The following is a 13350-nucleotide window of genomic DNA, read 5'->3' as shown; positions in this document are numbered from 1 at the left end:
CATGTCTGAACCGCACAATTTCGAGCATCTGCCACTCCTGCTGCGTTTCGAGGGCCGGGCACGGCTGCGAGGAGGGGGGAAATCCAGCCCACAGACGGTTGCAAACCGCAACGCCCGACAGGCCCATAGCGCCACGCTACGGGGCGCCGCTCAAGCACACTCCGCCATGTGGAAACAGCAGCAAGCCCAACGCCAAAGCGAGGCGCTGCCAGTCATCTCGAGCGGAATTCCGATTTTGCTAAAGGTCGATCCGGGTCTTGACCTCGATGTGCTGCGTGAGCGGTTCGACTTCGAGATCGTGGCCGAGCAGGAAGAAGGCTACGTTATCGTTGCCTCCGAAGACATCGACGCTGCACTGTTCCTCGCAATGCTTGACGGCTTCTCGGTCAGTGTCCGCGGTTCTGCCACGATCGCCAGCGTTCACCAGTTATTCGACGATCCAAACCAAGTCGACCGGCTGAACCGCATCTTATCGGATCGATTGTTCACCGAATGGGGTGCCATTGCCGACGATCAGACGTTCATCATCGATGTTGGCGTCGCCTGCGCTGGTCCGCAAGACATCCCGTCGAAGCCGAACCGCGGTCAGCGGGATACTGACGCCTCGTGGGCAGCGAAGGAACTCGCTTGGTCGCAAGCGCGTAACTCCGCTTACGACGAGTGGGAGATGCTGAAGATCGAGCGCGAGAATGAAATCGAGACCTTCCGCGCTTTCTATCAGGGAGAGATTCTCCACAACATCGATGGTTCAGCCTTCGATGCGGGCGTGTTGCCCGACAGCTTTACGGTTCGGCTGCGGATTTCAGGGAAGGGGCTTAAGGACTTCGTCTTGAACTATCCGTACATCTTCGAGGTGGTGGAACCAGAGGACATCGCTCTGCCACAAGCGATCGCGGGGCCCGCGGGTCAAGCTGGGCAACCCGTTACGCCCGTGCCGCCAAACGCTGCAGCGCCGGCGGTATGTGTGATCGATAGCGGCATTCAAGAAGGACACGTCCTGCTGCAGCCGGCAATCGATCAAGCCGTGTCGCACTGCTTCCTACCTGGTACGCCCGCCACCGCTGTGAGCGACGAGGTTGCCCCCGGCGGGCACGGAACGAGGGTGGCTGGAGCCGTGCTCTACGGCGAGAACGTGCCGGAAGCGGGTGAGCCAGAGCTGCCGTTCTGGATTCAGAACGCTCGCGTCCTCAATGCGCAGAACCTAATGCCGGTCGAACTTTTCCCACCCGAGGTGATACGCCAAGCCGTCGAGCGCTTCAACGACGGGCCCCGGCAAACGCGGATTTTCAACCATTCCATCAATGCTCGCGGCTATAGCCGCACGCGGTACATGTCCTCTTGGGCAGCAGAAATCGACCAGCTTTGTAACGAACGGGATGTGTTAATCGTGCAAAGTGCCGGGAACTTGCCGCTCGAGGGCGATGCTCCTTTTGTCGGCATCCGTGAGCACCTCGGAGCCGGACGGGACTACCCGGCCTACCTCTCCGAGAATTCGTGCCGCATTGCTAATCCGGGCCAAAGTCTCCAGGCCCTAACGGTCGGCTCGATCGCCTACGACGCAGCCGAAGCCGGAGCGTGGCGGACGTTCGCTACTCGACCGAATGGCCCTTCTGCTTTCTCGCGCACGGGCCCTGGCATCTGGAACGTGATCAAGCCCGAGGTCGTAGCGTATGGCGGCGACGCCGTCCGAACGCAGAACGATCCTCCCGACATCCAGGGTGGAGGGCGCATTCCTCAGGCTTGTCCTGAACTGGTCCGGTCAACGCTGCATGCGCCGGGGCCGGCATTCGACAGAGATGAGGCCGGTACTTCCTATGCAGCACCGAAAGTCGCGCGAATCGCCGCGCGCGTGCAACAAGTGCTGCCCGACGAAACCGCACTACTCTATCGCGCTCTCGTAGTGCAATCAGCGCAGTGGCCCGCATGGGCTGAGGCCATCCTCACGCGATTGCGCAATCCGCCCGAGAATCTGTCACCAGCTGAAAGACAAGCGTTGCTGAACTCCGCGTCGCATGCGCTGCGATGTATGGGATACGGTATCCCCGATGAGCAACGTGCGACGGCGAATACAGACCATCGCACAACCCTCATTACCAGCGGCGAAACCGAAATTAAAGCGGCAGGGTGCCACATCTACCAAGTGCCGATCCCTCCCCAACTGCGCCAGCAAGCAGATGATTTCGAAATCCGGATCGATATCACGCTGTCATACGTCGCCCAGCCACGCCGCACCCGTCGAAATCTGCGTCGCTATCTGTCCACTTGGGTGGATTGGAAGACTAGCAATCTCGGCGAGGGCTTGAACGATTTCCGCGTGCGGGCGCTAAAAGACACGGCTAATGGTGACGATCCATTGCCCGGGTCGGCGTTGCCCTGGATGTTGCACGAAAAGCCACAATGGGGGGTCATCCGCGACTACAAGCGCAATAGCGGGACTGTACAGAAGGACTGGGCCATCGTTCGATCCAACACGCTTCCCGATCACTTTTGCATCGCCGTTGTCGGCCATCAGGGTTGGAGCCGTGACCCGGACTCGGTCGCGCGCTATTCTCTGGCCGTGACCTTCGAGATTCTCGGTGGTGAGATTGCAATTTACGAGCCACTACGCGCGGCAATTGTCGAGCTCCAAGCACATACCGAGGGCGTTGAGGTGGAGGTCGAAGTCGAAGAGTAGCGTAGCTACTACCCATCAAACAGGGGGCGGCAGCAAATATTCTCCCTCAGGGGCTGCCGCCGACATCAATCGTCATCGTGATAGCAGCAGCGATGGGTGCCGAACGTCGGTACAGCAAGTCCGACAATCTCTCATCGATCGTTGAATCGAAGCGTCGGCCTTGTCTACAACGCAACACTTCGTCGGCAATGAAATTCTCGATGCGCCACCCCTGTGCGGACGCTGCATCATTGGAGGCAAGCTGCGAAGTCGTAAGCCCGTCAAAAGTAGGCGCACGTCCCGCGTCCAACGAGGCCAGCGTCGCATGGACGATTCTCGAAGTCTGCACCCGCATGCCTATTTCGTTCGGGGCTCCAGGTTGGCTACCATCGGAAGCCGGGTAGTCGGCGTCATATGGAATAGCCAAGGGATTATAGAAGCCGTAGTAAACGGGGATACCACGCGATTCTTCGTATCGGTCAATGCGCTGAACCTGCTCATGTCCAGCTGTCATCGCCGCATAGGTGCATTGGCCGTCAAATCTGAAGCGACGTTGCCGTGTCATGGGCACCTGCGGGTCGGTTCGATCGACCAGCCTGCCGATGCCGATCCGATAGTCGAACGGGTCGATCGGGGCTACTGGAATCTCCTTGGAATACAGGCGCTTTGTCTGGAGCAGCGCCACCTTCCGGGCTATCAGATGCCCCGCGCGGCGCAGGATGACGAAGAAGGCGATGTCCGCGATCTCCCAACGGTCGAACATATGTCGCCCGCCCAGCCAGTGCGACTCCAGAGACACGCCGACTTGTTCACGGGCAAAAAAGGCAGGCGGGGTCGACGACAATTCCATGACCAGAATGTGGTCCAGCGACTCTTCGTGCATTGACGGATGCACGGACATCGTTCGTGTCACCTTGTCGTTTGCTGCTGCGAAGATGCGGCGCACGTAGTCGATGACGACCTCAGGAATCTCTGCAAATGGGTCGATCATGGCGTCCCTTCTCCCGGATCAGCTTCTCATACAGCTTCAGTTCAATTGGTGTCTCGACTAGGTTTTCCCAAGCTGCCGGATACTAGTCGACATCGTACATATCCAGCGACATGGCAATGCCGTGCCTTTCGGCAATGTGCTGCGCCGATGTGACGATCGACTGCTTCCGCTTATCGATGGCCATCATCTCCTGCTGGTTCAAGCAGACGAAGCCGTTGAGGTTCGCACGGTTGACGATCGCGGTGATCCCGCCAATCTCACTTAACACATGCCGCAGAAATCCGCCGATCTCTTGATCTTCGAATTCATGGTGGGCCTTCGATTTCTGCTTGCCGTTGACGGCCCCTTTGCCGATGAGCTCCGAGATCTCTCTGAGGCCCTTCGTCATGTCGTCGACGGTGCCTTCGCAGCGCATGTAGTGTCTAACGGCATTGCGACCCACGTAGCCCAACACGATCTTGAGACACTCGATATCGCCATAAGGGTGGATCGAAGAATAGTCCACATGACGGCGGACCGAGTCGATGATCGTCTGCACCTTTTCTTCATCATCGAGGTCGACGAGCTTGTCGACGAAGAAGTCGGGGCCGACAACCTGGCAGTAGCTGGGAACGGTCGCACTTCTTGACGCTTTGCAGAAGCCGAAGATGTAGAGCGTCGCGTAGCCGTCCTTCAAGCACTTCCCGGCAGCGTCCTTCTTCTCGAAAGTTGTGATCGTTTTGTTGATCTTCCTTGCGTCCGCGACCGAGGTGACCTGCACAGCAATCCCACCATCCTTGTCGTCGTCTGCGGCGTCAATGGCCGGGAAGTTCACCCGAATCTGATTCTTGCTCTTGAGGTTCGCAATATCCACGGCTTTGAAAAACTGGATGGACATCGACTCCAGTAGCCGCGACATGTCATTGAAGCCGACGTCCTTGTCCCTCTCAATACGAAGTTGAAGAAGCGCGACATCCTGATTCAGGTTCTTAATCAGCGATTCAATCAAAATTACCTCGCTATTCCTTTTGCTTGCTAGTGTTCTTTCGAGCCGCCTGCTGACTATGCCACCTTCCGGTAGCGCCGTGAAGCCACCGGCGTAGTGGAAGCCCCGCCTGCCCCGCACCAATAGCCTGACCGGTTTCGAGGCTTCATTGGAACGCCTCGGGGAATCTCGCCCATTCAGTGATTTCCTCGGCGGAAAGCCGTCGCGCAGTTCCATCCCCGATCCACCACTCACTACCGTCGGCGAGCCGTGCGGTAAGCGCGCCATGTTGACCAAGTATCAGAGGACGCCGAATAGCATCCACGACGGCAGCGCCGTCCGGCTGTACGGTGCGAATCGCCGCTTCGGCTTCAGCGATCCATTGCTTGCGTTGCCGGAGCCCGCTTTTTACGCTTGCCTCTTCCCCGCCGTGGGCACCGTCGACGAGATCGAGGATAGAAGGGTTTTGAACTACCGCGTTGAGGACGAGCCGCGTGAGCTGCGTCGCTCCCGCCAAGTCCAGTTCTACCGTGGAGCCTGCGTGCGACAGCCTAGATCGCGCCGCGTACAACCTTCCGGTCGCAGCAGCCTGTAAAGCAGCCTCGTTTTCAGTTCCACCCAGAGACAGCACAGCACGCCTCACAAGAGCCCGTATTGAAGCCGTGTGGGACTCAAACTTCAGGTTGCGTAGAGCGCTCAACAGTCCCGCGTCACGGAATGCTTCAGCTTCGATGAGCTTCTCGTCGATCCAGGCGGTTGTGACCACGTTGCGCTTCTCATGAGCGGCCAGAGCATCGAGGATCGTCAATTTGGCCAGAAAGATAGAGCGCGGCAGAAAGTCATACTGAGAAGCGATGTACAGGTCCAGAGCGGCGAGAACCCTCTCATCGGTCACAGGAGGGCAGCTCTCAAGCGTCGTTTCCAGCACATCCTTTCCGTTCCAGCTACATGCCCCAATAGCATCGAGCCACGTCGGGGCCGGTGTCAGGTGAGCCGGGATCAGCGTTGGGAGAGAACCGTCATAGGTTGCGAGCGAAGATACATGCAACTCGTGGACAGGAATGCGGAAGTTGGCGCCCATGTTCATCGAAAGAACCGGGATCCGCGCGCGCAAGTCGGCGAGAAGACTGCGCGCGTCCAATTCGCACAAGGGATCAAACAGGAGCCATTGCTTGATCACCGTTGCGCTCGCCGAGACGAACGATACGTATGGTTCGCGATCGAGTAGCTGCGCCTTTCGCCCAAGCATGGTTACGCGCCCGTCAGGGGGCGCTTCGAGCAGCATGCCTGGCGTAGTCTCGAGCGGAACGTGCAACCAATATTGGTCGGGTACTGACATATTGTTATCCGAAAAATGCACCGATTGCCCTTTGCTTCGAACGACCGTTTTTCAGTGGGGATCGCGATGCAAGCGTGACCGAGTGAAGTCGCGAACGAAGATCCCCTCTTGGCCGGACCTAGGCGCCACGTTCACAGAAACCCAGAAAATTTCGAACATATATCACTTCGTCGAGCATCCAACCGGAATGCCTGGACAACGTCGGTTGCCCTGAACCCAGATGAGGCTGATCTATGAACCACTCCATTTGCTGTCCCCGCTGTAACTCTCCCCGTATTACCACGCGGGATTACGCCCGCAAGGCTGGTGGTGCTATCGGAGCAACTGCCGGTGCCGCCGGCTCCGCCGCCGCGGCACTTGGCGGCGCCGAAGCTGGTGCTGCCCTCGGTATGGTCGCTGGCCCGGTCGGCTCGATCTTCGGCGGTCTAGCAGGGGCACTTATAGGAGCGTTGGTTGGAGGCGCTGCCGGTTGTGCGGCAGGGTCCTCTATCGGTGAGCAGATCGACAACCATGTACTCGAAAACTACGAATGCCTGGCATGCGGCCGTGTATTCGGCCAGCAGCACACAGCGTGACACCCGACTGCTCTTTCGGTTTCCCCCCTTTCTCGCTTGATGCCTACAGCCCTTCGGGGCTGTAGGCATTTTTGCGTCCCGTTTCTCGTTACCTCTCAGGAGTATTCAATGCATCTTGTTCAATCCATGGCCTATGCGGGCGAAACCCCTTGGCACGGTCTCGGCAACCAGCTCGCCCCCAACCAGCCGCTCGAAGTCTGGGCGCAGCAGTCCGGCATGAACTGGCGCATCGAAGAAGCCGAAGTACGTTTCGTTTCCGGAATGGCGGGCTCATCCCTCGGCTCGATCCACGCGTTTCCCGAGCAGAAGGTGCTCTACCGTTCGGACACGAAGGCTCCGCTGTCCGTCGTCTCTTCCAGGTACAACGTTGTGCAACCGGCTGCGATTTTGGAATTCTATCGGGACCTTGTAGATGTGGGCGGGTTCGAACTGGAAACTGCTGGGGTCCTCAAGGACGGCAAAAAACTCTGGGCACTCGCGAAGACCGGTCAAAGCGCGACGCTCAAGGGTCGTGACCGCGTAAACGGCTATCTGCTGCTTGCGACAGCTTGTGATGGCAGTCTTGCGACGACAGCGCAGTTCACGTCGGTTCGCGTCGTATGCAACAACACGCTGGCAATCGCGCTGGGCGACAGCACCGGTGCGGTGAAGGTGCCACACCGCAGCCAGTTCGACGCGCAGGCCGTCAAGCGCCAACTCGGGATCGCGATTTCTTCCTGGGACGGTTACATGGCGCGTATCAAGGCGTTGAGTGAATGCCCGGTCAACGACACCGCCGCCGAAACCTTCCTGCGTCGTGTGCTGACCTACCCCACCACCAGCGCCAGTACGCCCGTCGCGGCAACCAACGACAGTGCGATCAAGGCCGTTCAGGAACTGTTTGCCGGTCGCGGCAAGGGTGCCGACATGGCATCCGCCGCCGGTACCGCGTGGGGCCTTCTGAATTCGGTGACGGAATTCGTCGATCACCACCGCCGCGCCCGTTCCGACGACAACCGCACCGATTCGGCCTGGTTTGGCGCAGGGGCGGCGCTCAAGCAGAAAGCTTTCGAAGAGGCCATGCGATTGGTCGCCTGAATCCATGCTCCCTTTCCCACTCATGCCTGGCCGGGCCTCCCAGCCAGGCATTTTCATTTGTGGAGGTACCGATGTCATTGCCTGAACCCATGGAGCGTCAACGCAGCCGACCGGCATTGCGGCTCGTGGAGACGAAGGACATGCCGCGCGAGGACTGGCTTGAAATCCGGAAATCCGGGATAGGAGGTTCCGATGCCGCGGCAGCCGTCGGGCTCAGTCCGTATCAGTCGCAACTTGAACTTTGGCTTGTAAAGACGGGCCGGGACGAGAACCTACCGAAACCCGATCCGGACGATACGACCGAGCCAGTATTTTGGGGCCACCTCCTCGAACCCATTGTCGCTGCGGCATACACCAAGCAGACCGGCAACCGTGTACGGCGTGTCAATGCCGTACTCCAGCATCCGACCATCCCGTTCATGCTTGCGAACGTGGATCGCGAAGTTGTCGGCTGTCGCGATGTGCAACTGCTCGAAGCAAAAACTGCAGGCGAGTATGGTTCGCGGCTCTGGCGAGATGGCGTGCCCGAATACGTAACCCTTCAGGTCCAGCATCAGCTCATGGTCACGGGCAAGCAGGCCGCCGATGTCGCTGTATTGCTGTGCGGCCAGAAGCTCGATGTACATCGCATCGAACGCGACGATGCACTGATCGCCCGGCTGGTCGAACTCGAAGCGGCGTTCTGGCGCTACGTCGAAACCGATACGCCACCGCCTGCCGATGGCTCCGACTCAGCGGATCGCGCGTTGCGCTGCCTGTATCCAGGCTCGGGTGGCACGGTCGATTTTACGGATGACCGTCGCCTGTCGTCCGCCTTCGCCGATCTAGTCGCCGTGCGAGCCCAGATTGAAACCCGCCAGACGCTTGAAGCCCAGCTCAAGCAGACCATCGTGCAAAGCATGGGAGAAGCGGACCGGGCGCAGTTCGAGACAGGTTCCGTGTCATTCAAACGCAGCAAGGACGGCTCCGGCGTCGATCTGAAGCGCCTGCTCGCCGATCACCCCGAGTTTGCTACGCAGTACGCCATCACGAAACCGGGTTCGCGCCGGTTTCTCGTATCGACCTGATCCGCTTTTCCATTCCCTCTACTTAATCTCCAGGAGCCAGACATGCTCAAGGGCCTTGCCCTAACGCCGCCAGTTTTGGGCCGCATCAGTATCGGACGCATTGTCGAGAAGAATGGCAGGCGCCTGCCCGCTGCCGACGACCAGTTCACCCTCACGACCCAAGTGCAAAATAGGGGGGAGTGGCTGTTGCATCCGCTAAATGAGGAACTGCGGAAGGCAGTTCCCGGCAAGCTCCGCGCGATTCCCGTCCGGATGTTGTTCAACGATCCCGATCTGAACCTTCGAGCCGACTATTCGTGCTTTCACCGCGAGACAGGACGCCCTGTCTGCGTTGGCAATGGCGAAACCTGCCGTCGTGCCGGTGATTCGGGTATCGAAGAATTGCCGTGCCCGTCGCCAGATGCCTGTGCGTTCGGTCAGGCCGGAGCTTGCAAGCCCTACGGTCGGCTCAATGTGCTGATTGGCGACGAAGACGAACTCGGGTCTTTCGTGTTCAGGACCACGAGCTTTAACTCGATCAGAACCCTAGCCGCGCGACTGCATTATTTCGCTGCGGTGTCTGGCAACCTGCTCGCCTGCCTGCCGCTCGAACTGAAGCTGCGCGGCAAATCCACGGCGCAAAGCTTTAGAAGCGCAATTTTCTACGCAGATCTCGGCGTGCGCACGGGTAGCAAGCTCGAAGCGGCGATCATCGAGGCGCGCGAACTGGATGCCCGTCGCAAGGCTGCCGGCTTTGACCAGCAGGCGCTCGACACCGCCGCACACGCTGGTTTCAGTAACGGGGCGTTCGAGGAAAGTATCGAGGAGAGCGCTGCTGTCGCCGAAGAGTTCTATCCAGCGGAAACCGGTGACGACAGCAGTCATGGTAGCGGTCGCGATGGCGGTCAAGGCGAGACTCCTACGACCACCCGATCCAGCCTGCAAAACCGGCTGGACCGACGCGCCGCGCTGCTCGGCGGGAAGGCTGCATGATCCGTCGCCCCGCTCTCGCCCTGGCCGTCGCCGCGACCAGCACAGCGGCCTGCATATCGGTGCTGGCCGGCTGGCAGCGCGGCGGGTGGTTAGCGGAACGGCTCGTGTGGGTGGCGACCGGGTTGGTGCTCGTCACAAGCGCACATCTGTTACCCGCCCTGCTACGGGGTACGCCCGCCCTCGTCCGTGTCATGGGTAGCGTCCTATGGGCCACGTGCCTGGTAACTGCGTGTATCGGCCATGCGGTTTTCTTCGTGTCGGCCCAGCAGCATGCGGGTGAACTGCGCGCGTCGGCGCTCTCTGGTGCGCCGCCCCCGACAGCGGCCCGCAGTCTTACGACCGTCATGGCGGAGCGCGCAACCGCGACGGCGCAACTTGTCGCCGCGAATGCGCGCCACTGTCCGGGCAACTGCCCAACGCTCGAAGCCCGTCGCACGACGCTCGCTGCCAAGGTCGATGCTCTGAATGCCGAAGCGGACGACATCCGGCGTCAGCAAGTCGCGGATGAGCGGATCACGACCCGACGCGACGCGCTACTCGCCGATCCGGTCGCATCGAGACTCGCTGCGTTACTTGGCGTGCCCGTCGCCCACATCGACCTGCTGTTCGGGTCGCTCTTCGCCACCGTCCTCGAAGGTGTCGCGTGTCTGCTGTGGGTGGTCGCACTCCGGTCGCCCTCGCTCCCAGTCGTAACGGAGCCAGAGCCGCCAGGAATCGCGACAGTCGCGGATACTGCCGACTCGACCGCGCCCGTGACAAGGGGAGTCGCGAACGTGACGAATGCGACTCCACCACCCGTCGCGCCGGTCACGGGAAGTCACGCAGATGGCACCGTTAGTCGCGAAATCTCGATAACCCGTCGCGCTGACACGGTACGCAGTGACGCTCAACGAAACGATGGGCAATCGGCATCGTTCGCATCCGATCCCGTAAGCGACAACCTGACGCAACTCGCCAGCGATGTCGCCGGGGGATTGCTGCGTCCGACCGTTGCCGACATCCGCCGTCATCTGAGTTGCTCCCAGGCGACGGCTGTCAGCCTACGTCGCGCCCTCGTCGATCGTAAAGCCTGACCCGGCGTTTTCCGCGCCGGCATTTCCTCTCATTCCAGCGAACACGCATCCGGTTCATCCGGAGGCCCGTGCGCGCCCGTTTTCTGGAGAATTACCCATGAACCAAACCACGCGGCTCAAACCGCTTTTCCGTCCAGGGCGATTGCTCATCACGCCGGTCGCGCTCACCGCTCTGCGCGCGAATGGCATTCCTGTCATCAGCGTAGTGCTCAGGCACATCGCGGGCGACTGGGGGATCGTGTCCGACGAAGACCGGCAGCAGAACGACCTGTCAATCACGGCTGGCCTGCGGCTGATTTCACTCTATCGCCTGCCGGACCAGACCCGCATTCTGGTGCTCACAGAGTGGGACCGCTCGAATACGACCATCGAAGGTTTTCAGGATGTTGCGTCCGAGAGCGGCGGACGGGAGGAACGGCCTGCGAATCGTCGCTATCCCATGTGGCCTTCCGAAAGCTACGTGCAGGAGGGCTGCGCATGAGCAACTATGCAAAAGGCCCGTGTTTTCCGATGGGACGGCCCGTCATCACCCCGGGCGCACAGGCAATACTCGATAAGGTCGGCATATCGGGAGTCGTACTGCTCGCCCGCCATATTCATGGCGACTGGGGAGATCTACCGGTCGAAGATCAGACAGCGAACGAACTGGCGCTGCTCACAGGCCGACGCCTGCTGTCGAGCTATGACGTGCCCGGCAACGGGAAGATCTGGATCATCACCGAAGCGGATCGCTCCGCCACGACGATTCTGCTGCCCGACGACTACTGACTTGCATCAACGCTTCGCGAGTCGTCCAGCCAGGCGCTCAACGATCTCGACCACCATCGTCCGGTCGTTCCCGCCGAGCTTCGCCAGAAGCTGTGCGACGTACTTCGCCTGATCGCTGCTGCGGCTGCTGACTTCTGTCAGCAGGTCGGCCGCATTGCACTCGAACAGATCGGCCAACTCCACTAGCCTCGCCACGGTCGGCATCACAAGCCCGCGCTCCATGCGCGAGACCGCCTCGTTGCCGATTCCCAGCGCCTCGGCCACCTGTTCCTGCGTGAAGCCACTTGCCACGCGATGTTTCGCGATCGCGCGGCCAATCACCACGGCGAGCTGTTCCTGATCGACTTGAGCCATGAACCCTCCATTCAACCTGAATGGTTGAGCCACGCCTCGGATAAAGTAAGGACTTTTGAAGTTGAAACTAAACTTATTAGGGTGATTGCCGTTATCTTTTCTGGCAGTCTCCAATCGTCAGCCACTTTACAAGGAACCATGCAGTGAAAAAAGAAGAAAGCAATATGAAGATCGCCAGACTCGCGTTTGCTGCGTCCATGTGCGCCGCGCTTGTCGCTTGCGGCGGAGGCGGCGGCAGCAACGCCCCTGCGGCCGCCAACACTCCCACAACTACTGCAGGCGGCACGGCGGCGATTGGCTCACCGATCGTCGGCGGGACGGTCGAACTGAAATGTGCGTCGGGCGCGACCGCGTCGGCCACGACGGGCATGGACGGTAGCTGGAGCGCCGCTCTCAAGAGCGCGGATTATCCGTGTGTGGCGCGTGTGTCGGGCGGACAGGCCAACGGCACAGCCCTGGCGTCGGCGTTGCATTCCGTTGCAGCGGCTCCTGGCACTACCAACATCACGCCGCTAACCGACATCATTGTCGGCGTGCTCGGCAAGCAGGACCCAGGCGCATGGTTCGACAGCGCGAAGAGCAGCGATCTAACCGGTACCATCACGGCCGCCAACCTGAACAGCTCCCTGGCAAAGCTGGCGACAGCACTCGAGACCCTGCCGGGCAAGCCGGCATTGCCCGACGGGTTCAACCCGCTCAATTCGCCCTTCAAGGCGGAAAAGGGCGATGCGGGCGACGGCCTGCTTGAGACTTACGGTGCGGCGCTAACGGCTTCCGGCCTGTCGCAGTCGGACGCGGCCACGAAGACGGCCAATGGCACAGCGCTGACCCAAACGGCATACTCGGCAATTGCCTACACGACGCCCGGCGTCACAACAATCCAGATGGGTTCTTCTGTCAATCTCGACGGTACGTTCGCGATTGCCATCGCCGATCCGAATCGCGGTAAATTCACGGCTAAGGCAACCATCGATGCGGGCGGTAACGTGACATCCTTTACGGATGCGGGCCAGTTCAAAGCGGTCATCAGCCTTCTCGGCAATCGTGTTGGCGAGCTATGCACGGCCAACGGTGTAGGTAGCGTCGTCGCCGGTCAACCCGGCCAGTATGTATACGTATCGAGCGATCTGACCGAGGTTACAGACCTATCGGAGCTCAACAGTGTGTTATTTGAGGAATTCGAGGACTGTATGAAGTCGGGCACCATGGCGTTCGCGAACGGTACCGCGACCTTCACGGACATCAATGGGCATCAAGACACGCCCAACGCTAACGTCGCTCAGGCGCTGACCGCAGGACTCGCCGACCCGGCCAACCATTCGGTCGAGCACGCCAAGATCTACAAGTACACGGCCAACGGCGTCACGAAGTACGCCTACATCACCGTCAACAGCACGACCGGTACCGACGATCCGCTCACGTTCGACGTGGATACGAAGTACGTGACGATCGGACTATCGCAGTAACCGTTCGTTGACTTTGCCGCGCGTCTCGGAGACGGGCGGGCATTCCCTCGG

General features: G+C 60.2%; 12 protein-coding genes. 8 read left to right on the top strand and 4 right to left on the bottom strand.

Annotation, left to right across the window (positions count from 1 at the left end):
- The first annotated feature begins 1 nt into the window (after nt 1).
- A complete protein-coding gene (locus tag VOM14_RS17985) occupies nt 2-2674 on the top strand; it encodes a S8 family peptidase (protein ID WP_327630081.1) in 2673 nt (890 codons plus the stop codon).
- Nucleotides 2675-2720: 46 nt separating this feature from the next.
- Here the strand turns inward: VOM14_RS17985 and VOM14_RS17980 are convergent, their stop codons facing one another.
- From VOM14_RS17980 to VOM14_RS17970, 3 genes are all read right to left on the bottom strand, one after another.
- Complete coding sequence (locus VOM14_RS17980) at nt 2721-3644, bottom strand: hypothetical protein (RefSeq protein WP_327630080.1); 924 nt, start codon at nt 3642-3644, stop codon at nt 2721-2723.
- A gap of 82 nt (nt 3645-3726) precedes the next feature.
- Nucleotides 3727-4845 (bottom strand): SMEK domain-containing protein, encoded by a 1119-nt coding sequence (locus VOM14_RS17975; RefSeq protein WP_327630079.1) that lies wholly within the window; start codon nt 4843-4845, stop codon nt 3727-3729.
- Nucleotides 4775-5947, bottom strand: a complete 1173-nt coding sequence (locus VOM14_RS17970; protein ID WP_327630078.1) for a hypothetical protein — start codon at nt 5945-5947, stop codon at nt 4775-4777. The genes VOM14_RS17975 and VOM14_RS17970 overlap by 71 nt, the downstream gene beginning before the upstream one ends.
- Nucleotides 5948-6630: 683 nt before the next feature.
- Between VOM14_RS17970 and VOM14_RS17965 the strand changes: the two genes are divergently transcribed.
- The 6 genes from VOM14_RS17965 (at nt 6631) to VOM14_RS17940 (ending at nt 11479) form a co-directional block, all read left to right on the top strand.
- The gene (locus VOM14_RS17965) at nt 6631-7599 is read left to right on the top strand and encodes a DUF932 domain-containing protein (RefSeq protein WP_327630077.1); all 969 of its coding nucleotides are present in this window, start codon (nt 6631-6633) and stop codon (nt 7597-7599) included.
- 71 nt (nt 7600-7670) lie between these two features.
- Nucleotides 7671-8666, top strand: coding sequence for a YqaJ viral recombinase family nuclease (locus tag VOM14_RS17960; RefSeq protein WP_327630076.1), 996 nt, complete (start codon nt 7671-7673; stop codon nt 8664-8666).
- Nucleotides 8667-8708: 42 nt separating this feature from the next.
- Nucleotides 8709-9638 (top strand): recombination directionality factor, encoded by a 930-nt coding sequence (locus tag VOM14_RS17955; RefSeq protein WP_327630075.1) that lies wholly within the window; start codon nt 8709-8711, stop codon nt 9636-9638.
- The gene (locus VOM14_RS17950; RefSeq protein WP_327630074.1) at nt 9635-10711 is read left to right on the top strand and encodes a hypothetical protein; all 1077 of its coding nucleotides are present in this window, start codon (nt 9635-9637) and stop codon (nt 10709-10711) included. The genes VOM14_RS17955 and VOM14_RS17950 overlap by 4 nt, the downstream gene beginning before the upstream one ends.
- 97 nt (nt 10712-10808) lie before the next feature.
- Nucleotides 10809-11192, top strand: a complete 384-nt coding sequence (locus VOM14_RS17945; protein ID WP_327630073.1) for a hypothetical protein — start codon at nt 10809-10811, stop codon at nt 11190-11192.
- Complete coding sequence (locus VOM14_RS17940) at nt 11189-11479, top strand: hypothetical protein (protein WP_327630072.1); 291 nt, start codon at nt 11189-11191, stop codon at nt 11477-11479. The genes VOM14_RS17945 and VOM14_RS17940 overlap by 4 nt, the downstream gene beginning before the upstream one ends.
- Before the next feature lie 6 nt (nt 11480-11485).
- Here VOM14_RS17940 and VOM14_RS17935 read toward each other — a convergent pair whose 3' ends face one another.
- A complete protein-coding gene (locus tag VOM14_RS17935; protein ID WP_327630071.1) occupies nt 11486-11833 on the bottom strand; it encodes a helix-turn-helix domain-containing protein in 348 nt (115 codons plus the stop codon).
- 143 nt (nt 11834-11976) lie between these two features.
- Here VOM14_RS17935 and VOM14_RS17930 point away from each other — a divergent pair, with 143 nt between their 5' ends.
- Nucleotides 11977-13299 (top strand): hypothetical protein, encoded by a 1323-nt coding sequence (locus VOM14_RS17930; RefSeq protein ID WP_327630070.1) that lies wholly within the window; start codon nt 11977-11979, stop codon nt 13297-13299.
- The last annotated feature ends 51 nt before the right edge of the window (nt 13300-13350 follow it).

This window comes from Paraburkholderia sp. MPAMCS5, assembly GCF_036016995.1.
In the GTDB taxonomy this organism is placed as follows: domain Bacteria; phylum Pseudomonadota; class Gammaproteobacteria; order Burkholderiales; family Burkholderiaceae; genus Paraburkholderia.
Note: the sequence above shows the minus strand (reverse complement) of the source record. Positions and strands in the feature narration are given on the sequence as shown.

Excerpts from the sequence above, each read along its gene's own strand:
- VOM14_RS17980 (WP_327630080.1), bottom strand. The coding sequence starts at position 3,644 with ATGATCGACCCATTTGCAGAGATTCCTGAGGTCGTCATCGACTACGTG.
- VOM14_RS17985 (WP_327630081.1), top strand. The coding sequence starts at position 2 with ATGTCTGAACCGCACAATTTCGAGCATCTGCCACTCCTGCTGCGTTTC.
- VOM14_RS17935 (WP_327630071.1), bottom strand. The coding sequence starts at position 11,833 with ATGGCTCAAGTCGATCAGGAACAGCTCGCCGTGGTGATTGGCCGCGCG.
- VOM14_RS17950 (WP_327630074.1), top strand. The coding sequence starts at position 9,635 with ATGATCCGTCGCCCCGCTCTCGCCCTGGCCGTCGCCGCGACCAGCACA.
- VOM14_RS17945 (WP_327630073.1), top strand. The coding sequence starts at position 10,809 with ATGAACCAAACCACGCGGCTCAAACCGCTTTTCCGTCCAGGGCGATTG.
- VOM14_RS17970 (WP_327630078.1), bottom strand. The coding sequence starts at position 5,947 with ATGTCAGTACCCGACCAATATTGGTTGCACGTTCCGCTCGAGACTACG.
- VOM14_RS17975 (WP_327630079.1), bottom strand. The coding sequence starts at position 4,845 with ATGGAACTGCGCGACGGCTTTCCGCCGAGGAAATCACTGAATGGGCGA.
- VOM14_RS17960 (WP_327630076.1), top strand. The coding sequence starts at position 7,671 with ATGTCATTGCCTGAACCCATGGAGCGTCAACGCAGCCGACCGGCATTG.
- VOM14_RS17940 (WP_327630072.1), top strand. The coding sequence starts at position 11,189 with ATGAGCAACTATGCAAAAGGCCCGTGTTTTCCGATGGGACGGCCCGTC.
- VOM14_RS17955 (WP_327630075.1), top strand. The coding sequence starts at position 8,709 with ATGCTCAAGGGCCTTGCCCTAACGCCGCCAGTTTTGGGCCGCATCAGT.
- VOM14_RS17965 (WP_327630077.1), top strand. The coding sequence starts at position 6,631 with ATGCATCTTGTTCAATCCATGGCCTATGCGGGCGAAACCCCTTGGCAC.